This is a genomic window from Duganella sacchari, assembly GCF_900143065.1.
Classification (GTDB): Bacteria; Pseudomonadota; Gammaproteobacteria; order Burkholderiales; family Burkholderiaceae_D; genus Rugamonas; species Rugamonas sacchari.
On sequence record NZ_FRCX01000014.1, the window covers coordinates 126,173 to 151,487 of the forward strand.

The 25,315-nt window shown below is 60.1% G+C and carries 18 protein-coding genes; 11 read left to right on the forward strand and 7 right to left on the reverse strand.

Features of this window, described 5'->3' with window-relative positions; genetic code table 11:
- Positions 1-85 precede the first annotated feature (85 nt).
- From BUA36_RS25445 to BUA36_RS25455, 3 genes are all read right to left on the reverse strand, one after another.
- Positions 86-835, reverse strand: a complete 750-nt coding sequence (locus BUA36_RS25445) for a Crp/Fnr family transcriptional regulator (protein WP_084560337.1) — start codon at positions 833-835, stop codon at positions 86-88.
- Between the two features lie 104 nt (positions 836-939).
- Positions 940-2,151, reverse strand: coding sequence for a tetratricopeptide repeat protein (locus BUA36_RS25450; RefSeq protein WP_084560338.1), 1,212 nt, complete (start codon positions 2,149-2,151; stop codon positions 940-942).
- Positions 2,148-4,019: a CHASE2 domain-containing protein gene (locus BUA36_RS25455; protein ID WP_072788814.1), complete on the reverse strand. Its 1,872-nt coding sequence runs from the start codon at positions 4,017-4,019 to the stop codon at positions 2,148-2,150. Before BUA36_RS25455 ends, BUA36_RS25450 begins: the two co-directional genes overlap by 4 nt.
- A 253-nt stretch (positions 4,020-4,272) precedes the next feature.
- Between BUA36_RS25455 and BUA36_RS25460 the strand changes: the two genes are divergently transcribed.
- The 5 genes from BUA36_RS25460 to BUA36_RS25480 all read left to right on the forward strand — a co-directional run bounded on the left by BUA36_RS25460 (position 4,273) and on the right by BUA36_RS25480 (position 13,798).
- Positions 4,273-5,649, forward strand: coding sequence for a FecR family protein (locus tag BUA36_RS25460; RefSeq protein WP_229255811.1), 1,377 nt, complete (start codon positions 4,273-4,275; stop codon positions 5,647-5,649).
- Positions 5,650-6,002: 353 nt separating this feature from the next.
- Entirely contained in the window at positions 6,003-8,999 is a 2,997-nt protein-coding gene (locus tag BUA36_RS25465) for a DUF4214 domain-containing protein (RefSeq protein WP_072788816.1), read from the forward strand.
- A gap of 289 nt (positions 9,000-9,288) precedes the next feature.
- Positions 9,289-11,085, forward strand: a complete 1,797-nt coding sequence (locus BUA36_RS25470) for a type I secretion system permease/ATPase (protein ID WP_072788818.1) — start codon at positions 9,289-9,291, stop codon at positions 11,083-11,085.
- A gap of 2 nt (positions 11,086-11,087) precedes the next feature.
- Positions 11,088-12,449, forward strand: a complete 1,362-nt coding sequence (locus BUA36_RS25475) for an HlyD family type I secretion periplasmic adaptor subunit (protein WP_072788820.1) — start codon at positions 11,088-11,090, stop codon at positions 12,447-12,449.
- Positions 12,450-12,451: 2 nt separating this feature from the next.
- Positions 12,452-13,798 carry a TolC family outer membrane protein gene (locus BUA36_RS25480; protein WP_084560340.1) on the forward strand — a complete coding sequence of 449 codons (1,347 nt, stop codon included), beginning with the start codon at positions 12,452-12,454 and terminating at the stop codon, positions 13,796-13,798.
- Here the strand turns inward: BUA36_RS25480 and BUA36_RS25485 are convergent.
- Positions 13,791-14,867: an acyltransferase family protein gene (locus BUA36_RS25485; RefSeq protein ID WP_072788822.1), complete on the reverse strand. Its 1,077-nt coding sequence runs from the start codon at positions 14,865-14,867 to the stop codon at positions 13,791-13,793. The two genes, BUA36_RS25480 and BUA36_RS25485, sit on opposite strands and share 8 nt — an antisense overlap.
- Before the next feature lie 91 nt (positions 14,868-14,958).
- Here BUA36_RS25485 and BUA36_RS25490 point away from each other — a divergent pair, with 91 nt between their 5' ends.
- A complete protein-coding gene (locus tag BUA36_RS25490; RefSeq protein ID WP_072788824.1) occupies positions 14,959-16,047 on the forward strand; it encodes an acyltransferase family protein in 1,089 nt (362 codons plus the stop codon).
- 30 nt (positions 16,048-16,077) lie between these two features.
- The gene (locus BUA36_RS25495) at positions 16,078-16,281 is read left to right on the forward strand and encodes a DUF6447 family protein (RefSeq protein WP_072788826.1); all 204 of its coding nucleotides are present in this window, start codon (positions 16,078-16,080) and stop codon (positions 16,279-16,281) included.
- Between the two features lie 21 nt (positions 16,282-16,302).
- On the opposite strand, the gene BUA36_RS25500 is transcribed toward BUA36_RS25495, so the two are convergent.
- Entirely contained in the window at positions 16,303-17,181 is an 879-nt protein-coding gene (locus tag BUA36_RS25500) for a sulfurtransferase (RefSeq protein WP_072788828.1), read from the reverse strand.
- Between the two features lie 418 nt (positions 17,182-17,599).
- Between BUA36_RS25500 and BUA36_RS25505 the strand changes: the two genes are divergently transcribed.
- Together BUA36_RS25505 and dnaE are read left to right on the forward strand one after the other, a co-directional pair.
- On the forward strand, positions 17,600-17,899 hold the full coding sequence (locus BUA36_RS25505) for a colicin immunity domain-containing protein (RefSeq protein ID WP_072788830.1): 300 nt from the start codon (positions 17,600-17,602) through the stop codon (positions 17,897-17,899).
- A gap of 138 nt (positions 17,900-18,037) precedes the next feature.
- The gene (gene dnaE, locus BUA36_RS25510; RefSeq protein WP_072788831.1) at positions 18,038-21,580 is read left to right on the forward strand and encodes a DNA polymerase III subunit alpha; all 3,543 of its coding nucleotides are present in this window, start codon (positions 18,038-18,040) and stop codon (positions 21,578-21,580) included.
- Between the two features lie 30 nt (positions 21,581-21,610).
- Here dnaE and BUA36_RS25515 read toward each other — a convergent pair whose 3' ends face one another.
- Both BUA36_RS25515 and BUA36_RS25520 read right to left on the reverse strand, forming a co-directional pair.
- On the reverse strand, positions 21,611-21,844 hold the full coding sequence (locus tag BUA36_RS25515) for a DUF6139 family protein (RefSeq protein ID WP_072788832.1): 234 nt from the start codon (positions 21,842-21,844) through the stop codon (positions 21,611-21,613).
- Positions 21,845-21,886: 42 nt separating this feature from the next.
- Positions 21,887-22,861, reverse strand: a complete 975-nt coding sequence (locus BUA36_RS25520; RefSeq protein ID WP_072788833.1) for a VirK/YbjX family protein — start codon at positions 22,859-22,861, stop codon at positions 21,887-21,889.
- A gap of 230 nt (positions 22,862-23,091) precedes the next feature.
- On the opposite strand from BUA36_RS25520, the gene BUA36_RS25525 reads away from it, so the two are divergent.
- Both BUA36_RS25525 and BUA36_RS25530 read left to right on the forward strand, forming a co-directional pair.
- Complete coding sequence (locus BUA36_RS25525; RefSeq protein ID WP_072788834.1) at positions 23,092-24,708, forward strand: ATP-binding protein; 1,617 nt, start codon at positions 23,092-23,094, stop codon at positions 24,706-24,708.
- Complete coding sequence (locus tag BUA36_RS25530) at positions 24,695-25,309, forward strand: response regulator transcription factor (RefSeq protein WP_072788835.1); 615 nt, start codon at positions 24,695-24,697, stop codon at positions 25,307-25,309. The genes BUA36_RS25525 and BUA36_RS25530 overlap by 14 nt, the downstream gene beginning before the upstream one ends.
- Positions 25,310-25,315: the final 6 nt, after the last annotated feature.

A 25,315-nucleotide genomic window follows, 5' to 3' on the forward strand; every position in this document is an offset into this window, starting at 1 on the left:
AATGGGTGTGTGGTGTCATGGTTGGGGACAGTGGGGCGCCGCGCGGACTGCGTCGGCAAAAAAGCGCGCAATTATACATTGCGCTTCAGGGGCCTTCGACCAGCTTTTGCAGGCCTTGCGGATCGACGATGCGCAGTTCCTGATTAACCTTCTGGATGATGCCTTGCTGGACCAGCGCAGCCAGGGCACGGGTCACGGTTTCGCGGCTGGTGTTAATCATATTGGCGATGTCCTGGTGGGTCGGCAGGTTCTTCACCACCTCCGGATCGCCGGGCTGTTCGGGCGCGGTTTTCATCTGCACCAGGTAGGTGTAGATGCGGCGCGAGGTATTGTTGATGCTGAGCAGCGAGCGGAATTCCGAATCGCGCTGAATCTTGGCCGCCAGGTGGCGCAGCATCAGGTTGGCCACCGAAGGCGAGTGCGAAAACAGGTGCAACGCCGCCGGCGCCGGCAGGAACGCCACCAGCACCGAACTCATGGCCACCACCGAGGCGGTGCGCTGGGAACCGTTGATGACGGCGATCTCGCCAAAGAAGTCGCCCGGCGCCAGCATGCGCAGGCCGATCGCGCGGCCGTCTTCGGTGACGTCGATGACTTGCAGCTGGCCCGACAGCAGGAACAGCAGGCCGTCGCCGGCCGCGCCTTTCTGCAGCACGATGTCGCGCTTGTTGTACTGGCGGAAGCGCAGCTCGGGCTTGAGACGCTGCACTTCCTCATCGCTGAGCCCGGCCAGCAGCGGAATCCGGCGCAGGTGCACTTGCACATTCTGCGTCGTCGCTTCGTTGCCTTCGGCGGGGGCCGCGGCCAGCTGTTCGGTGTCGATTGCTTTTGTCATCAGTGTTGAACTCGTGGCGGCGACTGGCAAGCCGTACGCCTAAAACGTTACTTATACACAATTTCGCCGAAGAAGCGGCGAATTGTTGCAGTTTGTTGCAGCTGTCACAGGTTGGACCAGCGCCAGCTCAACTGGATCTGATGGGCATCGTACTGGAAGATCGGAATGTTCTCCCGGTTCCGGACCTCGCGCCATTCCAGCTGCAGGGTCTGGTTACGTTGCAGCGAATAGCTCAGCACACCGCGCAGTACGACATTGTTCTGTTTGCGTATCACGTCAATCACCGTGGGCGAATACACGCTGGCGCCGGTCCAGCGCTGGCCGCTCAGTTCCAGCTCCGCCTGCAAGGCATCCGTGACGACGCGCCGGCCGTACAGCCGTGCCGACCAGCCACTGCGGTCGCCGCCAGGACGCAGGTCGCTGCCGAGGTCACGCTGGTAGCCCAATGCGAGCTGGGCCTGGGTGGTGTCATTCCGGTAGCCCAGCATATTGCGCAGCTCGACGGTGGTGGCGTCGAAATGGGCCAGGGTTTTATAACTGGTGCGCGACACGCTGCCCAGCAGGCTGAAATCATAACCCTTCGGCAGTTTCCACGGCGGCGCGGCACGCAACTGCACTTGCGCCTGTTCCTGGTACAGCACGCCGCCCAGGGTCAGCGCGCCTAACAGGCCGGTGCTGCGCAGCTGCCAGCGGCCCGCCTGCCATGGATGCTCGGCGCCGACAAACAGCGACGCCGTATTATAGCTGGACTGCCGGTCGTACTGGCGCAGGTGTGCCTGGGCAAACGCCAGGTCGCCGTCGGGCGTGATCTCGCGCAGGTAGTCGCCCGACGCCACGCTGTAATGGTCGCTGTGCGGCTTGTATTCCGGCAAGAGTTCCAGTGGAATGCCGTTGCTGTCGGTGAAGTAAGGCGTGCTGGCGCCCTGATTGACATTGCTGTCGTAGCCACGCGCGCCCGTGACGTTCCACAGCGTCTGCGCTTTCCAGCGGTAGCAGCCCTGTTCGCGTTGCTGGGCGATGATGTCGCGGATGCCGGGCGGCGGCTGGAAATCGCGCTCGATGCGCGCGAACAGCGCTTCGGCGTCGGCGTCGTGGCCCAGCGCGCACTGAATCATTGCCAGGTCCAGCCATTCGCCGGCATGCTGCGGACCGCGCGCAATCAGCCGCTCCAGGATCAGGCTGGCGTCGGCGCGGCGGCCGTCGGCAATCGACTGCATGGCTGACAGGTACAAGTCCTCCTCCACCGGCGTTTCCTCAGCGCAGGCAATGGCGGCGAACAGTAATCCACCCAGCAGGGCAGGCAGGTATTTCTTCACAAAACTCCTTGTTGCAGCGCTGGCGCTGCCAGGGTATACAGAGTAGTCGGATGCTCCTTGCCGCGCAAAGTGAGCTCACCGATATGGCGCAGCCGGTGGCGCTGGCACAACGCCGCAGTGCCAGGGCCGATAATCACGTCGTGTGGCAGGTCGCGCGCGGCCGTCTCCAGCCGCGATGCCACGTTGACGCTGTCGCCGACCGCAGTATAAATGCTGCGTGCGGCCGAGCCGAAATCGCCGGCCATGGCGCGCCCGCTTTCAATGCCGATGCGGACCCGCACCGGCGCCAGACCTTGCCGTAGGCGCGCAGCGTTAAACTTGGCCATGCCGGCCTGGATGGCTTCGGCGGCGTCCAGCGCCTGGTCGGCGTGATCCGGCACCGGCAGCGGCGCGCCCCAGAACGCCACCAGGCCGTCACCGGTGAACTTGTCCAGCGTACCGCGCGCGGCCAGTACCGGGCCGGTCAGGCAATCGAGGAAGGCGCGCGTCAGTTCCGCGGCCTGTTCCAGCGGCAATGCGGCCACGTGGCTGGTATAGCCTTGCATGTCGGCAATCAGCGTGGTGACGTCGCAGTGGCTGGGTTTGAGCGGGTCCAGCAGATTGTTACGCAGTAATTCATCGACCACGGCGTCGGCCACGTACTGGCGCAAGGTATCGAGCAGGCGGCGCGACTGGCCCTGGGATTGCTGCCATGCAAATGGCACGCCCACGGCCAGCAGGAACAGATTGCCGAGCAGCGGGCCGCTGATGCCAAACACAGCGTCATGCGGCGCCATGTACCAGCACAGCACCAGCCACAGCGCCGACGCGCCGGCCAGCACGGCGACATTCACCAGTGCCGACTTGCGCGGCAGCGCCCAGACGCACAGCACAATCGTGGCGCCGGCAAACAGGACCGCAATCAGGCGCCCCGGCCAGGAGGCGGGCGCCTGGCCGGCGCGCACGTCGAGCTGGGCGGTGAGCGCGGCCGCGTGGACCAGCAATCCGCTGGTCGAGGCCGACAAGGGCGTTGCCACGCGGTCAGCCAGGCCCAGCGACGAGGAGCCGATCAGCACCAGCTTGTCCTTCAGCAAGTCCGCAGGCGCGCTCAGGTCGAGGATCATGCTGGCCGGGATCACCACGTAGGCGTCCCATTTGAGCCGGTAGGGCAGGCGGCGCAAGCCGTCGCCCTGCTGCATGCCGCCCGTGGGGCCGGAGGTCGCCAGCCTGGTCGCGCTGCAGCAGCCCAGCAGGGCCAGCGACAGCGTAGGGTAGGTGCGGCCATCAAACCAGGTCTGCATGGGCAGGCGGCGGATCACGCCGTCCGGGTCGGGCAAAAAGCCGATATTGCCGATATGGGCAGCTTGCGCCAGACCGGCATGATTGGCGATGTAGCCGCTGGCCGGCACGGCGTCGCCTGTCTTGGGGGCGGGCGTGCCGCCAGCCAGCTGGCCGACGCGCAGCGGCATATTGCCGTTGTAGTCAAATGCCTGGGGCAGCACCAGCGGACCGTGCTGGCTCAGCATGGCCAGCCGCGTGTCGCCGCCGGCGTCGGCCGGCTCCGGCATCACCAAGTCGAGGGCGACGCCGCGCGCGCCATAGGCGCCCAGCAGCTGCTCGATCATGCTGGCAATGCGCTCGCGCGGCCAGGGCCAGGGGCCGGCCGCCGCCAGACTGGTCTCGTCGATATCAATAACCGCGATGCGCTGCTCTTTCTGCGTGGAGGCCTGACGCAGGATCAACTGGTCGCGCAGCCACTCGTCGGCGCTGGTCCATGCCAGCCCGCTATGCTGCCATTGCCCACCGACGGCCAGCAACAGGGCCGCCAGCGCGATCAGCCGGCGCAGATTGGCGGCTGAAATAAAGGGTGGCAAAAAAGGCAACTTCATCGATGCAAACAGGTCATTCGGGGCAGGGTAGGGTGTTGGACTTATTGGCTAGTCAGCAAGTATAACTTGTTGCTAAGAAATGCGAGTGGCCACAAATGTGTAACAAATAGTGAAAAACAGTAACAGCGGTAGCTGGGGGCTTACTGACAGGCTACAGTGTAGCTTAGAGTAAAGGGTCTGCGTGCGAATGTGACGGGCATCACAGGATTTTTTTCACGCTGGCCGCAAAATGTGCCCAAAAGGAGTAATGAATATGTGGTCTCAACTTTCGCCGAATAATCTGCTGCGCCATTGGCAAGGCTTTGCGCTGGGCGCTGCCATGCTGGTGGGCGCCAACGCGTATGCGGGCGAGGCGGGCCGCATTGTTTTCGTTACTGGTGAAGTCTATGCCGACAGCCGCCGTGCCGCGCTCAACGACGCGGTCCAGGAAGGCCAGGAGCTGAGCACCGGCAAGGATGGCTATGTCTACCTGAAAACGGCGGACGATGGCCTGCTGATCCTGCGCCCGGCCAGCCGTGCGCGCATCGTGGCCTACCATGTGGACCGTCAAGTGCCGTCCAACACCCACGTCAAGCTGGAATTGCTGTCTGGCGTGGCGCGCAGCGTTTCCGGCACTGCCGTCAAGCAGGCGCGCCAGAATTTCCGTTTCAATACGCCAGTGGCTGCCATCGGCGTGCGCGGCACCGACTTTACCGTGTTTACCGACCAGGAAAGCTCCAGCGTGACCGTGCTGTCGGGCGCGATCGTGGTCAGCGGCTTTGGCGGCGCCTGCCTGCCAACCGGCGGCGGCCCATGCGAACACACGGCCAGCCGGGAGCTGGCGGCTGGTCAGACTGGCCAGATGCTGAAGGTGAAGCGTGGTGAAACCGCGCCGCAGTTGCTGAATAATAGTAGCTCGGCCCCCGATGCAGTTTCGCCACCCCGTACCGACGAACCCTCTGGCAAGAGCGGTAATGGCCAGGCGCTTAGCGAGCCTAGCCTGGATGCACAGAAAGCTGCACTGGTGTTGCAGCAAGTGCGTAATAGCATCACCAAGAACTCTAATAACACCAGTGAGCAGCCGACCGTAACAGTGCCTCCACCGGAAGTGGTGACGCCGCCAACGGTTGTTGTACCTACCGAACCGCCAAGTCAGTTAGTTTGGGGGCGATGGGCTGCAGTGGCTGATCAGGCGCCACTGATAGATTCTGCGGCCTTGCTGGCTGCTGGCGGCAAACGTGTGGCATATAACTCGTACTACACTATTATTCGGACCAAGGGCGCGGACTGGGAAGTACCCCAACAAGGTTCAATGGGCTTTGCGCTGCGCGCCAGCGATGCATTTGTGATGGATAGTGCCACCCAGACAGCGACCCCGGCCACATTGCAGAATGGCCAGTTGCAGGTAGATTTTGGCAAGCGCACTTTCAGTACTGGGTTTGACCTGCTGAACGCCGGTCAGACGTATAAGCTCCAATCTACTGGTTTCGTCGGTGGTACGGGTGAATTAAGTGGCAATATACAGTACGTCGGCGGCACTAATATGTCAGTCAGCGGTGCATTAGGTGCGGCCAATAACGCTGCTTATATATTCTCCTCGCGTCTGGACGAAAAGCGTGTCGCCAACGGGGTAACTTACTGGACCAAGTGAGTTAGTCAGTGAACAGAAAAATGCCGCGGTTTGCGGCATTTTTTTTGCACGCTTCATTTGAGCGCGCCGATATTCCTTTTTTAAATATACTAAAACCCTCATTAACCCGGTGGGAATGAATGTTGTATGTGCTAAAGCATTAAGCAGCCAGCACTATTGATTTCCCCATAAGCTTCTCCCATAATGCATCTCGCACTTTTTTATAGAAAAAACCTATAAAAATAAGAAGATTCCGCAGTTTCGTGTGATGGCTGTCACATAAAGCTGTGCGAGCTTCTGCCATTATGGCTGCCGTAGTACTGCAAGCTCATTGCTGCGAAGCAGAAAATTTATTAATCCTTAGGAGTTATTCAATGGCTACCGTTACCGCCGCATCCGCGACTGATATCCAAACCCTGTACGTAGCGTACTTCAACCGTCCAGCAGATCCACTGGGCTTGCAAGCTTGGCTGAACACCGGCGCATCGATGGCTACCATCGCTGCTGGTTTCTCGGCTTCGCAAGAATACAAAGACACCTACGGCGGCAAAACCCCGCTGGATCTGGTTGATTCGATCTACATGAACCTGTTCGGCCGTCACGCTGAAGCTGCTGGTCTGCTGTACTGGGCAGGCAAGCTGCAAGCTGGCACCGAAACTTTCGCTAGCATCGTTCTGACCATCGCTGGCGCTGCTCAAAACGACGACCTGACCGCGATCAACAACAAGGTATCGGCTGCTGCTACCTTCACCACCTCGCTGGACACCGCTGATGAAATCCGCGGCTACGATGGCGCTGCTGCTAACGCTGTTGCTAAACAGTGGCTGGCTACCATCACCACCGATGCAAGCCTGGCAACCGCCACCACCCCAGCTGCTCTGCAAGCTGTTGCTCAAGCTGCTGCTGACGCACACGCTGGCACCGTCAACAACCCACTGAACCTGGTTCTGACCACCGGCGTTGACACCATCGTTGGCGGCGCAGGTAACGACACCATCACCGCTTCGAACAGCGGCGCAACCAGCACCCTGACCGGTTTGGATTCGATCGACGGTGGCGCAGGTAAAGACACCCTGGTCATCTCCGACGTCGCTGGCGGCGTGGACCTGTCCCTGCTGGCATCGGTGAAAAACGTTGAAGTTACCACCGTTACCTCGACTGGCTCGCTGGCTAACAATGCTGCTGACGTTTCGGCTTGGGCTGGTCTGACCAATGCTAACTTCAGCCTGAAATCTGCTGCCGTACAAAGCATCACCGCTGCTGATACCACCGCTGTAACCGTATCGAACACGGCTGGTGTTACCGTTAAAGGCGGCTCGGCAATCACCGTTACCGCTGGTACCGGCGCTTCGGTTACCACCGCTCTGAACACTCTGTCGGCTGCCATCACCGCTGCTAGCACCGATGCAGATATCACCACTGCTCTGAACGCTGCTATTGCTGCTAACGCAATCACCGCCGGTCAGCGTACCGCACTGGAAACCGCTTACGGCTTCGGCGGCGGCGCTGCTAACCCAACCGGTGCTGAAGTCACCGCTGGTCAAGCTCTGATCACTGGCTACCTGGGCACCGTTGCTACCACCAACGCAGTAACCGCGACCTCGAATGGCGCCCTGGCTAGCGCTGCTATCAAAGGTGGTTCGACTGTGACTATCACCGACGGTTCGACCAACAGCGACCAACTGAAATCGGTATCGCTGGATGGCAATGCTGGTGCTGCGGCTCTGAGCGGCAAGGCCCTGACCTCGGTTAGTGTGGCTAACACCAATCAGAACGTTACCATCACCAACGGCACCGCTTCGCACACCGAAAGCGTGACCCTGAACAAAGTGACCGGCGGCACCATTCAAGATGCAGCTGCTACCACCCTGAACGTAATTACTTCCGGCACCAAGAGCTCGGGCGTAACGTTCTCGGCTGCTGCTGCAACCAAAGTGAATGTGGCTGCTGCTGTTGACCTGTCGGCTACCGTTACCGCTGCCGCTGCTACCAGCGTTGCAGTGTCGGGCGCAGGCAAAGTGACCATCGCTGGCGCAACCCTGGACGCAGCTGCTGTGATCGACGCATCGGCTAGCACCGGCGGCGTGACCGTAACCCCAACTCTGGCTGCTGGCCAGAACTTCATCGGTGGCGCAGGTAAAGACAGCATCACCATCGGCGCAACCACCAAGTCGATCAACCTGGGCGCTGGTGATGACACCGTCACCCTGACCGGCGCCCTGGGCACCAATGGTAAAGTGGACGGCGGCGCAGGTAACGACACCATCGCTGGTGCCGCTGCTGTAATGTCGGCCATCTCGGGTGCTGACGCTGCTAACCTGGTCAACTTCGAAACCTACAAAGTTACCGATGCACTGACCGCTTCGACCTTCGACGTTTCGCAAATCGCCGGTCTGGTGAACTTCGTTGCTGGTGCTGGTGTTGGTACCGGTCTGGCTGCTTCGGCAACTGGCCTGGGCGCTAATGCTAACGTAAGCGTTCTGGGCGCTATCGCCAATGACGGTTCCCTGAGCATCGCTCTGAAAACCGACACCGCCGCTGACGTTGTCAACCTGACCCTGAACCACGGCTGGACCACCAACGATGATGCAACCGTAACCAACACCAACGCTACGACCACCATCATCGCTGCTAACATCGAGACCCTGAACGTAGTTAGCACCGGTACCCCAACCGTAGCAACTGCAGATCTGTCGGCCGGTAGCAAAGCTGACACCCTGACCAACGTTCTGTCGCTGACCGACAACCAACTGGTAACCCTGAAAGTTTCGGGCGACCAACTGTTCTCGTTCACCGCAGCTGCTGGTCAGACCAAGCTGGCAACCATCGACGCATCGGCTAATACTGCTGGCGCAACCATCAACGCTGCTGCTGACACCATCGCTGTGACCATCAAAGGTACCGCGAAGGCCGACGTTATCACCAGCGGCACCCAAGGTGACACCATCACCGGCGGTGGCGGCAACGATCTGTTCAAGTTCGGCGCTGGTTCGTCGTCGATCGGTACCGGCAAGTTCGATACCATCACCGACTTCGTAGCTAACACCTACGGCAATGCCCAGTCGGGCGGCGTGGACACCGGCGGTGCTGGTACCGGCGCCAATGCTGCAACCGCCAAGTGGACCGGCGACGTTCTGTCGTTCGCTCACGCTGGCACCGGCGCGACCGCGTTCAAAGTTGACATCCTGACCTCGGCAGCTGACGCTACCACCTACCTGGCAAACAACAAAGATGCCAACGGTGTAGTTGCTGCTCTGGACTCGACCAACAACAACCTGTACGTTGACAACACCGGCGACGGCGTTGCTGACTTCTACATCCACCTGACCGGCGTGACCACCATCACCGCCGCTGCCTTCCAGATCGTTTAATCGATTCGGTAGCATGACCGGCACTCCAGTGCCGGTCTCGGGAGTAAAAGAGCTGGGCGTAAGCCTGGCTCTTTTTTTATTTACAACACTTGAAAAGCCGTTGCGGTGCAAGTGTATGATGGTCCTACCTGACAGTTTCCGTACCCTGCGGAGCAACAAACTGTAAAAAATGTGACGAGGATCACATTTTCTGAATGAATTGAGCGATAATGTCGCGGTTCGCCTATTTTTGGCAGAAATCCCTTTTTCTGCGCCGCCCCGCAGACCAACATTGCACAGTGATTCATCAATGAAAACATCTGATAAAAAACTCAACGAGATCCAAAAGGTCTTGCTCTCCTTTAAGCAAAGCTTCTGGACCGTCGGTACCTTCAGCGCCGTTAGCAATCTGCTGATGCTGGTACCGTCGCTGTATATGTTGCAGGTCTACGACCGCGTCATCCCGAGCCGCAGCGAATACACGCTGCTGATGCTGACGCTGATGATGCTGGGCGCCTACCTGTTCATGTCGGCACTGGAGCTGATACGCACTTTTGTGCTGGTACGCTTGGGCGCACGCTTCGACATGGAGTTGAACCGTCGGGTCTATACGGCTGCATTTGAGCAGAACCTGCGCCGTGTAGGCGGTAATGCGGGCCAGGCTCTGCAGGATCTGACCAACCTGCGCCAGTTCCTGACCGGTAACGCCCTGTTTGCTTTCTTCGATGCGCCATGGTTCCCGGTCTACCTGATCGTTATCTTCATTTTTGAGCCGGGTCTGGGGATCTTTGCGCTGTGCGGCACCTTGGTGCTGGTAGTGCTGGCTTACGTCAATGAGCGCGTCTCGCATCAGCCACTGGCGGAAGCCAACAGCATGGCAGTCGCCTCCAGCGCCATGGCCAGCAATAATCTGCGCAACGCCGAAGTGATTGAGTCGATGGGCATGCTGCCGAACCTGATGAACCGCTGGTTCAAGGTGCATGGCCGCTTCCTGCACCTGCAAGCCTCGGCCAGCCAGAAAGCTGGCATGGTGCAGTCAGTCACGAAGTTTGTGCAGGTGTCGCTGCAGTCGCTGGTACTGGGCTATGGTGCTTTGCTGGTGTTGGAGGGCAAAATCTCTTCCGGCATGATGATTGCCGCTTCTATTCTGGTTGGCCGTGCACTGCAGCCAGTGCAACAGGTGATTGGTGTGTGGAAGAGTTTTGCCAGCACCCGTAGTGCTTATGAGCGCCTGGTCGCGTTGCTGGAATCCAATCCAGTGCGTCCCGTCGGCATGGAATTGCCTAAGCCAACGGGAGCGGTAGCTGTTGAAGGCGTTACCGCAGCGCCGCCCGGCAGCAATGCGCCTGTGCTGAAGAGCCTGAGTTTTGCCGTCAATGCCGGCGATGTGGTGGGCGTGATCGGCCCTAGCGGCAGCGGCAAGTCAACGCTGGCGCGGCTGCTGGTCGGCGTCTGGCCGGCCATGGTCGGCAAGGTACGCCTGGATGGTGCGGATATCTACCAGTGGAACAAGGGCGAACTCGGTCCGAACATTGGCTATCTGCCGCAGGATATCGAACTGTTCAGCGGTACCGTGAATGAAAACATTGCCCGCTTCGGCGATGTGGACCCTGAACGTGTAGTGGCCGCTGCCAAGCGCGCCGGCGTGCACGATATGATTTTGCACCTGCCGCAAGGCTATGACACGGTGCTGGGCGAAGGTGGCGCCGGTTTGTCGGGCGGCCAGAAACAGCGTCTGGGTCTGGCCCGCGCCATGTACGGTGATCCGTCGCTGCTGGTGCTGGACGAACCCAACTCCAATCTGGACGATATCGGTGAACAGGCTTTGGTGCAAGCTGTTGCCGCGCTGCGCCAGCAAGGCAAGACGGTGGTGTTGATTACCCACCGCACCAATATCATCGGCGTGACCAATAAATTGTTGCTGTTACGCGAAGGCCAGTTGGCAATGTTTGGTCCAACCCAGGATGTGCTCAACGCGTTGAACGAAGCGAACCAGAAGCAAATTCAGGCGCAGCAACAGGCCCAGGCGCAAGCACAAGCTGCGCAGGCTGCCGCCGCCCAAGCTGCCGCGCAGGCACAAGCCAACGCTGCTACTGAACAGGAATAATCATGAGTAATCTGATCTCGAAGAAAAAAGATGTCGCGGATGTCATCTCGCATGACGTTACGCCTTTGACTGTGAATACCGATGCCTCGGCCTATGCCCGTATCGGCTGGATCATCGTGCTGGTCGGTGTGCTTGGCTTTATCATCTGGGCCTCGTTTGCACCGCTGAATAAAGGGGTGCCGATGCCAGGCACCGTGACCAAGGAAGGCAATCGCAAGTCGGTGCAGCATTTGACCGGCGGCACCGTGCAGGAAATTCTGGTCAAGGATGGCGATGTGGTGAAAGCCGGCCAAGTGCTAGTGCGTATCAACAGCACTGCTGCGAAGTCGCAGCTGGAAACCACCCGCGCCCAATATTTCACCGCCCGTCTGACGGAAGCGCGCCTGACTGCTGAACGTGACGGCGCCAAGTCGATGGCTTTCCCGGCGTCGTTGCAGGAATTCAAAAACGATCCGCGTGTTGTCGAAGGCTTTGCCCTGCAACAGCAACTGTTCTCCTCGCGCCGTATGTCGCTGGAAAACGAACTGGGCGGCATCGAGGAAAGTATCGCTGGCCTGAAGCTGCAAAATGCCGGTCTGGCGGAAGCGCGCGACAGCAAAAAAGCGCAAATCGCGATCATGAAAGAACAGACGGAAAACCTGCGTGACCTGGCCAAGGATGGCTACGTGGCGCGTTCCAAACTGCTGGACTCTGAGCGTATTTACGCGCAACTGAGCGGCGATCTGTCGCAGGATATCGGCAACCTGGGCCGTGGTCAGCGCCAGATCTCGGAGCTGCAGTTGCGCCGTATGCAGCGCCAGCAGGACTATCAGAAGGAAGTCCGTTCGCAGCTGTCGGATACGCAGCGCGAAGCTGAAGCATTGTCCAGCCGTGTCATTGGCCAGAACTACGATCTGGCTCAGACCGACGTGCGTGCGCCAGTGGATGGTACCGTAGTGGGGCAGGCTGTGTTCACCACTGGTGGCGTGGTCGGAGCCGGCATGAAACTGATGGAAATTGTACCGAGCGGCGATGCGCTGGTGGTGGAAGGTCAATTGCCAGTGAACTTGATCGACCGTGTGCATAACGGCATGCCTGCTGAACTGATGTTCTCGGCTTTCAACGTTAACCGTACGCCGCACATTCCAGGCGAAGTGATTCAGGTATCGGCTGACCGCACGGTGGATGAGCGCTCCGGCACCCCGTACTATAAAGTGCGAGCCCGCGTGACGCCGGAAGGCGCCAAGATGATCGCCCAGATGAAACTGGATATCCAGCCTGGCATGCCAGTGGAAATGTTCGTCAAGACGGGCGAACGTACGCTGATGAGCTATCTGTTGAAGCCAGTGTTTGACCGCGCCAAGACGTCGCTGTCGGAGGACTAAGCATGAACGCTCATTTCAAGCCGCGCCGTCTGGCACTGACGGCGGCACTGGCCAGTGCGCTCATGCAGATGGGTAGCGCGCAAGCGATGTCGCTGATGCAGGCTTACCAGGCAGCGCTGGCCAACGATGCGACCTACCAGCAGGCATTGCAGGATGCCGAAGCGGGTAAGGAATTCAAGACGATAGGCCGCTCCAATCTTTTGCCAAATGTGCAGGCTAACTACTCGTTTAGCCATAACCGCGCTGACCAGACGACGGATTACGGTCCGCCGCTTAACAAACGAACTGACCACCCTGAATATGTAAGTCGTTCGAGCAGCCTGAATCTGCGCCAGTCGATCTACAACCCTGATGGGTGGGCGCGCTATAAGCAAGGCCAGGCGCAAACGGCTTATGCCGCCGAAAATTTCGAAGGGCGTGCGCAAGAACTGATCGGTCGTGTTGTGGGTGCTTATATCGATGCGTTGTTTGCGGACGAGCAGGTACGCATTAACACCGCGCAGCGTGACATGTACAAAGAGCAGAAAGCTGTCAACGACCGCCTGTTTGAAAAAGGTGAGGGTACCAAGACCGATATGCTGGAAACCCAGTCACGGCTGGACTTGGCGGAAGCCCAGTTGATCGAGGCGCTGGATAACCAGCAAACCCAGTTGGCCATGCTGTCGACCATGGTGGGTGAAGAAGTCAAATCGTTGGACCGTCTGATGCCAGAGTTCCGTATTGGTCAGTCCCCAGAGAGTTTTGAGACCTGGCGTAAGATTGCCCTGGAAAACAATCCAGATATCAAGGCACAGGGTTTTGGTATCGAAGCGGCACGCCAGGAGGTGGCCAAGAGCCAGGCAGGTCACAAGCCGCGCCTGGACTTTGTTGCCAGCTATAGCAAGGCTACTGCAGAGACACTTAACACCAATAACCAGGACTCGACCAACCGCACCATCGGTATTCAGCTGACTGTGCCGCTGTACTCGGGCGGTGCCGTATCGGCAACGGCCCGGCAGTCGGTAGCGGGGCTGGAGAAAGCCAAGGCTGAACTGCAGCTACGCACTGATAAGGTGATGGTTGAGCTGCGCAAGCAGTACGCATCAGTGCTCAGCAGCGTTACCCGTATCCGTGCATTGGAAAAAGCGGTGAGCTCGGCGGACTTGCTGATCACCGCAACTGAGCAAAGCATCAAAGGTGGCGTGCGTATCAATCTCGACTTGCTGAATGCACGCCAGCAGCTGTACACCAGCCAGCGCGATCTGGCGCAGGCACGCTACACTTATCTGGTGGCGTTATTGAAACTGCGCACAGCAGCTGGTGTCGTCAGCGCTGACGATGTCCGCGAAATTGGCGCTTACTTCAAGTAGCCTGACGACGCGATAACGCATCACCCCAACGGCGGCCCAGTATGTGGCTGCCGTTTTCTATTGTACGGTGTACCGCGTACGCCAGCGCCAGTGTGCAGGGCAGGGTAATCAGCATCGCCACGCCATAGCGGCAGCCCTGGTCGATCAGGATCTTCAGCGCGCAGTAGCCGAACAGGGCGTGCACGCAGTACAGCGGATAGCTGATCGCGGCCAGGAAGTCCAGCACGCGCACGGGGCGGAAACGGTCGCGCAGCGCGTAGCACACGCCAAACACCAGATACGCACAGTAGTACCACACGGTCACCGCCGGGAACTGGCCCTGTTGCGGGCCCATCGACCAGCTCCAGCTGAAGGCGGCCACCGTCAGCAGCGAGCGCCACACCAGCGCGCGCGTGGAGATCAGTTGCGTGGCATGCTGGTAGAACAGGCAGCCGGTCATCATGAAAACGATATAGTTCAATTCCATCAGCAGCGGCGTGGCGATGGCAACGCCATGTTCGCCGTTCCACGTCAGCGCCAGTGCTGCCGCCAGAAAGCCCAGCAGCCATACCGGGGACGGCCGGAACAGCGCTGCCGCGCCCACTGCCATGAGCAGATAGAATTTGATTTCAATTGCCAGCGTCCAGTTGACCGCGTCCATCGACGGGAAGCCCAGCAGGTTGTGCACCAGCAGGGCGTTGGCCGCGAGCACCTTGGCGTCATAGGTGAACGCCTGGCCCCAGTAGCGCGCGCTCAGGTAGACCGCCAGCGTGCCCAGCGCGAGGCAGCAGGCATAGGTCGGGAAAATGCGCAGCGCACGGTTGACCAGGAAGCCGGGCAGGCTGGTCTTGCGCAGGCTGAACGGGATGACGAAACCGCTGATTAAAAAGAACAGCCCCACGCCAAACGGTCCCTGGTATTCCAGTTCAAAAAAATGCACCCAGCCGCCCTTGAACAGGTGCAGATTGGGCGAGAAGGTGCGGGCCGCCAGCAGATCCTGTTCGGCAAAGAAGGTGCCGAAGTAGTGGGTCATGACCACCAGCATGGCGGCGATGCCACGCAACTGGTTGGCGAAGATGAATTTTTTCATGGCGAACCGCAATACAGTTGAACGGGGTTTCAGATTGTTGCGCGCTATTATAGTGTGCAAGTTCTTCTTTGAAACGGGAGATGGCCAGCAGATGAAGTCACTGAACCTGCCTTATAGCGTACGGATCGACCAGTTGCGCTGGTTTGCCGCCACGCTGGTGTTCCTGTTTCACTTCGAGCTGAAGTGGCGCAACCTCGGCGGTGGCGGTATCGACAGCAAATGGGCCGGGCTCATCATTGAAGGCCACACCGGTGTGGCGTTGTTCTTCACCTTGTCCGGTTTCCTGTTCATGCGGATCGCCCAGTTCCAGCGGCAGATCGCTTACGCGCCGTTCGTGCGCAACCGCGTGCTGCGGATCGCGCCGCTCTATCTGACCATCTTCGTGCTGGCGCTGTCGCTTAACCGCGACAGCTTCCAGCCACAAGACCTGTTTTACCTGTTCACGGCCAACCTTGGCGACTCGCCCACCTCGCGCAACCTGATTACCGGCGCGGCCTGGTGCATTCCGCTGGAATTCATGTTTTACCTGCTGTTCCCGTGGCTGAGCCGTTTTGCCATGGAGCGCGGCATGCGCTATTTGCTGCAACTGCTGGCCATGATGCTGGTCTTCAAGCTCATGGCCTATCGCGAGAGCGTGCACAGTTCGCTGATGTACTTCAGCACCTTTGTCGGCCGCTTTGACCAGTTTGTGATGGGCATGCTGGCGGCCATGCTGTACCAGCGTTACCAGCTGTGGCTGCAGCGCTGGGCTGGCTGGTTGCTGTTGCCGGCGCTGTTGCTGGCGGCCGGTGCCAGCGCCTTGCAGGCGCACGTGGCGCCGTACAACGTGGCGCCGCACGCGCCGTTCTGGATCAGCTGGTCAATGATGGAAAGCCTGGTGTGGGCGGGTGTGATCCTGAGCTGGGTCAGCTGGCAGGGCCGTTTGCCCGGATGGCTGGAACGTGGACTGGCGCATGGCGGCAAGATCAGTTTTTCGTTTTACCTGCTGCACATGGGCGTGATCCAGATGCTGGCGCAGAAATTCGGCCTGCCGCACTGGACCGGCATTGCCTGGCTGGACGCGGGGCTGGTGCTGGGGACGGTGTACGGTCTGGTGTGGGCGGTGGCCACGCTGAGCTATCACACCATCGAAGAACCGTTCCTGCGTTTGCGGGGAAGCTATGGTGCGGTGCGCTTATAATTCTGCCTCACGGTTTTCAGGAGGGCAGGCATGGATGATGAATTGGAAGTGACGGTCGATGGCATCAGCTACAAGGTGAGTGAGCTGAGCCAGGAAGCGCAGGAGCAGGTGGCCAATCTGCAGTTTGTCGATGCCCAGATGGCGCAGCTGACTTCGCAACTGGCCGTGTATCAGACCGCGCGTAACGCCTATCAGGCGGCGCTGCAGCAGCTGGTGCCGCGCGCGCGCCAATAAGCTGCTGCTTACTGCTTACGCTTACTGCTTGCCGTAGCAGTGCGGGCAGGATTTTTCGTAGACGTATTCCGGCGCCAGCTGCTGGCGTGGCGTGACCACGGCGCGGCAGTTGAAGCATTGCACGGTCTCGGTCGGTTCCAGTTTCGGATTGAGCGCGGTGCGGTAGTCGAACACGAAGCAGTCGCCCGTGTAGTGCGCGCCGCCGACTTCCTCGAAGTACTTGAGGATGCCGCCTTCGAGCTGGTAGACGTTGTCGTAGCCGATGTTCTGCATGTGGATCGCGGCTTTTTCGCAGCGGATGCCGCCGGTGCAGAAGGTCACCACGGTCTTGCCTTCAAAGTCATCCTTGTGGGCGGCGATCACGTCCGGGAACTCGGTGAATTTCTTGATGCGGTAGTCCACCGTGTTGTCGAAGGTGCCCACGTCCACTTCAAAGTCGTTGCGGGTATCGACCATGACCACCGGCTTGCCGTGGTCGTCGACGCCGTTGTCGAGCCAGCGCTTGAGCGTGTGCGCTTCGACGAATGGCGCGCGGCCTTCTTCCGGCTTAATCAGCGGCATCCGCATGGTGATGATTTCTTTTTTGATCTTGACCAGCATGCGCTTGTGCGACTGTTCGGCCGACAGGCTTTCCTTGACTTCCAGATCGGCAAAGCGGGCGTCGCTGCGCACCCAGCGCAGGAATTCGTCGATGTTTCCGCGTGGACCAGACAGGAACATATTGATGCCTTCCGGGGTCAGCAGGATGGTGCCTTTCAGGTCCAGGCGGCTGCAGATGTCCTGGTACTGAGGGCGCATCGCTTCGGTGTTATCGAAGGTGACGAATTTGTAGGCGGCGATGTTGACGTGCTGAGCAGCGCCAGCATGCGCTTCAGCTTGTAAAGCAGTATTAGCTTGCATGATGGTGTGGGAACAAAAAAGGGAAAGGCGACATTATACGCGTGATTACCCGGCAAAGCTGAGATCTGCCCAAAAAATGAGCATCTCTTTGCTGCTTCGCAGGGTAGCAACGGATGCCGGGCCTCACGATATCAGTTTGGACCGTCACGCGTGATGTTAAATGGATATTGTTGATCGCTCCATGCGTCTCCAGACACGCCAACTGCAACACACTTTTCGTCTTGCTCGGAACTTCGGTGTGGCTGGCATGTCGAACAAAAAAAACGCTTGCAGCATTTCGTTGTGCTTTGTTGACGCATATTGCTGCGGCGCGCACTGTCATGCGGCGATTCGATGGATACTATCTCTCGGGTTGGGCATTGAACGAAGAGCAGTTGCAGTGCGTGCTTGAAACGGGCAGGCTTGGCGGGGCGAAATCATGAACACGGTATTTGAACGATACTCCAATTTAATCGAGTCATTCTTAAATCGAGAGCTGTCATCTCAGGCATTTAGCGACAGTTTTATCACCCTGTTCAAGAATGAAACGGGACCCATGGAGGAGTCAATCTTTCTGCTGCTGGATGAGCTTTTTGGCGATGCAGACGCTTTTACAAGCGACGCTGTATTGCTCGCTGAAGACCCTGCTTTTTATTTGAATGAGCGTGATCTTGAATCTAAGGTGCACAATATTCTGCATCGTATGAAAATCTGGCGCAGTCAGCAGGTCGCCGCATAAGGAGCAGCGTTAACGAATTTTATTGTTGTTGTTCGTTTGCCCACGGAGTTAACCCAATGCAGTCAAGCCTCTTTGCATGGTCCTGTGGGCTCATGCGCGGTAAAATAGGGGGTTATTGAACCTGTATTGAACCCGCCTATGAACATGGTAGCAAACGAACAAGCAATGGCTGGCACCGCCGTGGTGCCGGCGGGACCGTCCTTCGTCCATTTGCGGGTGCACTCCGAGTATTCCATCGTCGATGGTCTGGTGCGGATCGATGATCTGGTCAAGCAGGCGGCCAAGGATCAGCAGGGCGCGCTGGCGGTCACCGACCTGGCCAATATGTTCGGCATGGTCAAGTTCTACAAGTCCGCACGCGGCAAGGGCATCAAGCCGGTGGTTGGCGTCGACTGCTGGATCACCAACGATGAAAACCGCGAGAAGCCGTCGCGCCTGATGCTGTTTGCCAAGAACCGCATGGGTTATCTGCAGCTGTGCGAACTGCTGTCGCAAGCCTGGCTGACCAACCAGTACAAGGGCCGCGCGGAGATCCGCACCGAATGGCTGCAAGCGCTGACGTCGAAGACCTACGCGCTGCTGCCGGACGATTCCCCGGCCAACGGCCTGATCGCCCTGTCCGGCGCCCACTTTGGCGACATCGGCATGGCGATTGAAAACGGCAACCCGGCGCTGGCCGAAGCCAATGCGCAAAAGTGGGCCGGCATTTTCCCGGGCCATTTCTACATCGAGATCCAGCGCGCCGGCCAGGCCAACCAGGAGATGCAGGTGCGCCACTCGGTGGCGCTGGCGTCCAAGCTGGGCCTGCCGGTGGTGGCCACCCATCCGGTGCAGTTCCTGTCGCAGGACGAATTCATCGCACATGAAGCGCGGGTCTGTATCGCCGAAGGCGAGATGCTGGCCAACGCCAAGCGCGTGCGCAAGTTCAACGAGCAGATGCGATTCCTGACGCAGGCTGAGATGGGCCAGCTGTTCCGCGACCTGCCAGCCGCGCTGCAGAACTCGGTAGAAATCGCCAAGCGCTGCAACCTGACGCTGACCTTGGGTAAGCCGCAACTGCCGAACTTCCCAACCCCGGGCATGACGATCGACGAGTTCCTGCGCGCGGAAACCCGCAAGGGCCTGGAAGAGCGCCTGGAGCAGCTGTATCCGGACCCGGTCAAGCGCGAGCAGAACCGCGCCCGCTACGAGGAGCGCCTGGAGTTCGAGAACAACACCATCATCAACATGAAGTTCCCGGGCTACTTCCTGATCGTGGCGGAGTTTATCCAGTGGGGCAAGAACAATGATGTGCCAATTGGTCCGGGCCGGGGTTCGGGCGCGGGTTCGCTGGTGGCCTATGCGCTGAAAATCACCGACCTTGATCCGCTCAAATACAACCTGCTGTTCGAACGTTTCCTGAACCCTGAGCGGGTCTCGATGCCCGACTTCGATATTGACTTCTGCCAGGAGAAGCGCGAGCTGGTGATCCAGCACGTGAAGGATCTGTACGGCCGCGATGCGGTGTCGCAGATCGCCACCTTCGGTACCATGGCGGCCAAGGGCGCGATCCGCGACGTCGGCCGCGTGATGGACTTCGGCTACAACTTCTGCGACGGCGTCTCCAAGCTGATTCCGTTCAAGCCGGGCAAGCCGGTGTCGATTGCCGAGGCGATCGAAGAAGAGCCGATGCTCAAGGAGCGCCAGCAGAACGAGGAAGAAGTGGCGCAGCTGCTGGACCTGGCGCAGCAGGTGGAAGGCATCACGCGTAACATCGGCATGCACGCCGGTGGTGTGCTGATCGCGCCGGGCAAGCTGACCGACTTCTGCCCGCTGTACACGCAGGGCGGCGATGGCGGCGTGGTGTCGCAGTACGACAAGGACGACGTTGAAGCCGTCGGCCTGGTGAAGTTCGACTTTCTGGGGCTGACCACGCTGACCATCCTGGACCGCGCGGTCCGCTACATCAAGGCGCTCGATCCGGAAGAGAAAGACTTCGACCTGGCCAAGCTGCCGCTGAACGACCGTCCTTCCTACGATCTGCTGACCAAGGCGAAAACGGTCGCCGTGTTCCAGCTGGAGTCGCGCGGCATGCAGGGCATGCTGAAAGATGCGCGTCCCGACCGCTTCGAAGACATTATCGCGCTGGTGGCGTTGTATCGTCCGGGGCCGATGGACCTGATCCCGGACTTCTGCAAACGTAAGCACGGCGAGAAGTTCGACTATCCCGATCCGCGCACCGAATCGATTCTGTCCGAAACCTACGGCATCATGGTGTATCAGGAGCAGGTGATGCAGATGGCGCAGATTGTCGGCGGCTACTCGCTAGGCGGCGCCGACATGTTGCGCCGCGCGATGGGTAAGAAAAAAGCCGAGGAGATGGCCGAACACCGCGCCATCTTCCGCGCCGGTGCGGCCAAGGACGGCCTGACCGAAGCCAAGGCCGACGAGATCTTCGACTTGATGGAAAAGTTCGCGGGCTACGGCTTCAACAAGTCGCACGCTGCCGCCTACGCGCTGCTGTCCTACCACACGGCCTACCTGAAGGCCCACCATCCGGCCGCGTTCATGGCAGCCAATATGTCGCTGGCGATGGAGGATACCGAGAAGGTCAAGATCCTGGTCGAGGATGCGATCGATATCTGCGGCCTGACCATCCTGCCGCCGGATATCAACAAGTCCGACTTCCGCTTTGTGCCGGACGGCCCGCCGCCTTCGGTGAGCGGCAAGAAAGTCACACAGATCCGCTACGGCCTGGGCGCGTGCAAGGGCGCCGGCCAGAACGCCATCGAGGCCATCATTGCCGCGCGCAATGCCGACGGTCCGTTCACCAGCCTGTTCGATTTCTGCAAGCGCGTGGACAAGAAGCAGATCAACCGCCGTACCATCGAGTCGCTGATCCGCGCCGGCGCCTTTGACAGCTTTGGCGTCGACCGCGCCGTGCTGCTGGCCTCGGTCGGCTTTGCAATGGAGTATGCCGACCAGCAGGCCAAGTCGGCCAACCAGGTCAGCCTGTTTGGCGGCGACGACAGCGACCTCGAGCCGCCGCCGGACTACGTCAAGGCCGCGCCGTTCACCGACCGCCAGAAGCTGGCCGAAGAGAAGATCGCGCTAGGCTTCTACCTGTCCGGCCACATGTTCGATTCGTTCGCCGGCGAGGCGCGCCGTTTTGCGCGCACCAAGCTGGCGGACCTGGAGCCGTCGCGCGATCCGCGCATGCTGTGCGGCGTGATCACCGGCATCCGTCCGCAGATGACCCAGCGCGGCAAGCTGCTCATCGTCACGCTCGACGACAAGAGCGCGGTGGTGGAAGTTACCGTGTATGCCGAGGTGTTTGAAGAACACAAGCACATGTTCAAGGAAGACGAATTCCTGGCCGTGATCGGCAAGGTGTCGGAAGACCGCTTCAATGGCGGCCTGCGCATCTCGGCCGAGAAGGTGTTCGACATCATCAGCTCGCGCGTCAAGCACGGCAAGCAGCTGGGCATGGCGCTGCCGACCACGGTCGATGCGAAAAAGGTGGCGGAAGTGCTGGCGCCGTACCGCCAGGCCGATGGCTTGCCGATCTCTGCGCGCATCCAGCCGCAAGGCGTCAGCTGCGTGCTGCAGCTGGGTGAGGCGTGGCGCGTGGCGCCGTCGGACGAGCTGCAACTGGCGCTGCAGCAGGTGCTGGGCGCGCGCGACGTCGCGGTCGAATATTAAGCGTCACTCCCGCCTGCGCGGGAATGACGCTTAGAACTGCTGGCTGACGCCGGTAATGGCGTAGCCCTTGGCGCCGATCTGGGCCAGGGGATGCTCGATATGGTAGTGGGGGAGTTGGTCGTGGTCGTCGTCGACTTCCACATGCTGGGCTTCGGGGTGCCAGTCGGTGTTGGTGGCTTCCTGTGGGATCGGTTTACCCTCAGGAACCGCCAGATAGCTATGCTTGCCTTGTGCTTCATCTCGGCAATAAATATCCACACGCATGGTATTTCTCCTCGGACGAAAAGCCCATGGTACCGGATTTTCTTACGCTAGTGCGTACTCATCTCCATCGCGCGCGCCAGGCGCCAGCGTCACGTACTGCTGGCCCAGTGGCGTCGGTACCGCTTCGATGCGCGGTGCGTGCAGGCTGATCGCCATGGCCTGCGCCAGTTCGCACAGGGTTTCATGGCGCTTGCGCGCTTCCGAACGTTTCTTCGACGGGATGGCTGCCAGGTCCGGCGCGCAGATGGTTTCGCTGACCAGCTGGTAGTCGCCATCGGCACGTTGCACCGCGCCCAGTTCCTGCCACAGCGTGTCGTAGTCGGCGTGCACCTTGCCCTGGCGCGTGGCGCTGCGCACGGTACGGTTGTCATTGCCCACCAGGCGCAGCGCGACGCAGCCGTGGTCAGCCGCGAACTGGCTCAGCAGCTTGATCATCATGTTTTTCGGGCGCATGCCGTGCAGCTCGCGCGTGGCGTCCTTGATGCGCTGCAGGCCGCGTTCGTCCTTGGGCCCCTGCATGCAGCCGATGCCCAGCATCATGCCGGTTTCCCCCTGCATGAAGGAGAACGCGCAGCTGTAGACTAGGCCGCCGTCCTGCATCAGTTGCAGCACCAGTTCGCCTTCGCGTTCCATCGGTTCGATCGCGCGCAGGTGCAGCTGGTAGTGCAGGCCGCCTTTGCCTTCGATGTTGGCCAGCGTCACCGGGCCACGCGCCGCCTGCACCGCCAGCGGGCCGAGGCCAAGGCGGAACAGATGGCGATAATGCGTGCGCAGCAGCTCCAGGCGCTGCACGCAGTTCATGGTATCGGTGAGGTAAGGGCGATAGATTTTGTAGATCAGACGTGGACGGGCTTTGACCAGATCGACAAACAAGGGATGGGAGTTCAGCAGTTCCAGCCAGCCAAAGGTCGCGCGGCGCTGCAGGGCAGCGCGGGTCGACAGCTTCAGCGCTTCGCGCCACTGGGTCAAACCGACAAAGCCGGCAACACCTGAGAGGATGGTAATGGACTGCGACATCGTGAACTCTTCTAGAAAAGCCATAGGCGAGTCGCGAGTGTAAATCCTGTGTAACGTATTGTAAATTGGGGTAAAGAACTACGGTTTTCCCTTAATAATTGCTACTTAGATAGTTGAAGTGTTGTATAGAGGAGATGTTGGAATGCTAAGGGTTGCCCGTAGTTGCAAAAAGCAATGCAAGATGAAGATTGGCAACGCATAATGATACATTGCGATACACACCCGCCCGTATGACCGCAAGCTCTCCGACCCGCTATCTGGTATTCCCGGCGTTCATCGCCTTATACCTGCTATTCGACTGGGCAACTTATATTGATCCGCTGTATGGACTGAATATCACGCCCTGGAATCCTGACCCGGCGCTGGGCCTGGTGTTCTGGCTGATTTACGGCTGGCGTTCGGCGCTGCCGTGGTGGCTGGCGCTGGTGCTGGGCGAAGTGCTGGTGCGCGGCATGCCTGCCGGGCTGGTGCTAACCTTGCTGTTATCGTTGTGGCTGGTACTGGGCTATGGCCTGATTGGCGTCGTGTTAAAACGCCAATTCGGCAATAGCGGGGTGTTTGACAGCCGCAACAAGCTGTTCCAGTGGCTGCTCATCGTGGTGGGCGGCTGCCTGCTCAATGATGTGGTGTACATGTCGCTGCTGTCGCTGGCCGGGCTGATCCCGCCGGGGCAGTGGGCGGCCGTGGTGTTGCGCTTTGGCATAGGCGACATCGTCGGCGTGGTGGTGTCGATGCCGCTGGTGTGGATGTTGTCCAGCGCACCAGGACGGCAGCGTTTGCGTGATACGGTGTGGCGGTATGAAACGCTGGGCTACCTGACGCTGGCCATCTGCGTGCTGTTCCTGGTGTTTGGCACCATCGAGACGTCGGAGTTCAAGCATTTTTACTTCCTGTTCCTGCCCGTGATCTGGGCGGCGTCGCGGCAGGGCCTGTACGGCACGGCGCTCATGGTGTTTGTGCTGCAGCTCGGGATCGGCGGCCTGGTGAAGTGGAATAACGCCGTCAACATCGAGGTGCCGGAGTTGCAGATGCTGGATGCGATGCTGGCGCTGGTGGGGTTTTCGCTGGGGATCGTGGTCGATGAGCTGCGCCAGGTGTCCAACGACTTGAAGCAGTCGCTGCGGCTGGCGGCGGCAGGCGAGATGGCCGCCGCGCTGGCGCATGAGCTGAACCAGCCGCTGACCGCACTTGGCGCCTACGGCAAGGCCTGTGAATACCTGGTCGAACGCGGCGAGGGCGGCGACATGCTGAAAAGCGCGATCCAGCGCATGATGGCCGAGTCTTCGCGCGCGGCCGATGTGGTGCGCCGTCTGCGCGACTTCTTCCGCACCGGCGCCATGAAGCTGGAGCCGGTCGATGCGGCGCAGCTGGTGTCCAACGTCAGCCAGCAGTTTTTCGCGCTGCTGCGCGAGCACGGCGTGACGCTGCAGGTGGACGAGATGCCGGCGCTGTCGATGCTGGCCGACCGCCTGCAGATCGAGCTGGTGCTGCGCAACCTGCTGGACAACGCGCTGGACGCGGTGCGCGAGCAGCCCGACGGCGCGCGCAGCATCCGGGTCTCGGCGCAGCAGCTCGACAGCAAGCGTCTGGGCAAGGGCAGCTGCCTGCAGCTGACGGTGGAGGATAGCGGCAAGGGCGTGTCGACCGATCTGGCGGCGCGCCTGTTTGAACCTTTTGTATCGTCCAAGGCCAGTGGCCTGGGACTGGGCCTAGTGCTGAGCCGGGCCATCATGGAAGCGCACGGCGGCTCGCTCTGGGCCGAAGTGGGCGATCACGGTATTTTCAGATTGGCGCTGCCGTTGGCGCGCCGTGTAGTTGAAGGGCAGGAGAACTATGTTGCAGCATGATTTAACCGTATTCATCGTCGATGACGACCCTGCCGTGCGCGATGCGCTGGGCCTGCTGCTGGGGGTGCGCGGCTACCGGACCGCGGTATTTTCCAGCGCCGAAGCGTTTCTACAGGGCTGGCAGGCGGCCTGGAACGGCTGCCTGCTGGTGGATATCCGCATGTCCGGCATGGACGGGCTGACCTTGCAGCGCGAGCTGATCAATCGTGGCTGCCGCATGCCGGTGGTCATCATGAGCGGCCATGGCGATGTCAGCACGGCGCGCGCCGCGTTCAAGGCCGATGCCGTGGATTTCCTGGAAAAGCCGTTTGACGACGCCAAGCTGATTGCCGCGATTGATGAAGCGCTGGAGCGTGCACGCACCAATCACAGCGAGCAGCAGCGCCGCAGCCGCAGCGTCAACCTGCTCAGCGAGCTGACGCCGCGCGAGCGCGAAGTGATGCAACTGGTGGTGCTGGGCCGGCATAACCGCGATATCGGCCCGGCGCTGGGCATCAGCGTGCGGACGGTCGAGGTGCACAAGGCCCGCCTCATGAGCAAGCTGGGGGTCGACAACGTCGCCGACCTGGTCCGTATCAGCATGCTCGAACAGGACGAGTAAAACGCC

Bases quoted from the DNA above. Each gene is read 5' to 3' on its own strand.
- BUA36_RS25445 (WP_084560337.1), bottom strand. From the start codon at position 835: ATGACAAAAGCAATCGACACCGAACAGCTGGCCGCGGCCCCCGCCGAA.
- BUA36_RS25455 (WP_072788814.1), bottom strand. From the start codon at position 4,019: ATGAAGTTGCCTTTTTTGCCACCCTTTATTTCAGCCGCCAATCTGCGC.
- BUA36_RS25460 (WP_229255811.1), top strand. From the start codon at position 4,273: ATGTGGTCTCAACTTTCGCCGAATAATCTGCTGCGCCATTGGCAAGGC.
- BUA36_RS25465 (WP_072788816.1), top strand. From the start codon at position 6,003: ATGGCTACCGTTACCGCCGCATCCGCGACTGATATCCAAACCCTGTAC.
- BUA36_RS25470 (WP_072788818.1), top strand. From the start codon at position 9,289: ATGAAAACATCTGATAAAAAACTCAACGAGATCCAAAAGGTCTTGCTC.
- BUA36_RS25475 (WP_072788820.1), top strand. From the start codon at position 11,088: ATGAGTAATCTGATCTCGAAGAAAAAAGATGTCGCGGATGTCATCTCG.
- BUA36_RS25480 (WP_084560340.1), top strand. From the start codon at position 12,452: ATGAACGCTCATTTCAAGCCGCGCCGTCTGGCACTGACGGCGGCACTG.
- BUA36_RS25485 (WP_072788822.1), bottom strand. From the start codon at position 14,867: ATGAAAAAATTCATCTTCGCCAACCAGTTGCGTGGCATCGCCGCCATG.
- BUA36_RS25490 (WP_072788824.1), top strand. From the start codon at position 14,959: ATGAAGTCACTGAACCTGCCTTATAGCGTACGGATCGACCAGTTGCGC.
- BUA36_RS25495 (WP_072788826.1), top strand. From the start codon at position 16,078: ATGGATGATGAATTGGAAGTGACGGTCGATGGCATCAGCTACAAGGTG.
- BUA36_RS25500 (WP_072788828.1), bottom strand. From the start codon at position 17,181: ATGCAAGCTAATACTGCTTTACAAGCTGAAGCGCATGCTGGCGCTGCT.
- BUA36_RS25505 (WP_072788830.1), top strand. From the start codon at position 17,600: ATGAACACGGTATTTGAACGATACTCCAATTTAATCGAGTCATTCTTA.
- dnaE (WP_072788831.1), top strand. From the start codon at position 18,038: ATGAACATGGTAGCAAACGAACAAGCAATGGCTGGCACCGCCGTGGTG.
- BUA36_RS25515 (WP_072788832.1), bottom strand. From the start codon at position 21,844: ATGCGTGTGGATATTTATTGCCGAGATGAAGCACAAGGCAAGCATAGC.
- BUA36_RS25520 (WP_072788833.1), bottom strand. From the start codon at position 22,861: ATGTCGCAGTCCATTACCATCCTCTCAGGTGTTGCCGGCTTTGTCGGT.
- BUA36_RS25525 (WP_072788834.1), top strand. From the start codon at position 23,092: ATGACCGCAAGCTCTCCGACCCGCTATCTGGTATTCCCGGCGTTCATC.
- BUA36_RS25530 (WP_072788835.1), top strand. From the start codon at position 24,695: ATGTTGCAGCATGATTTAACCGTATTCATCGTCGATGACGACCCTGCC.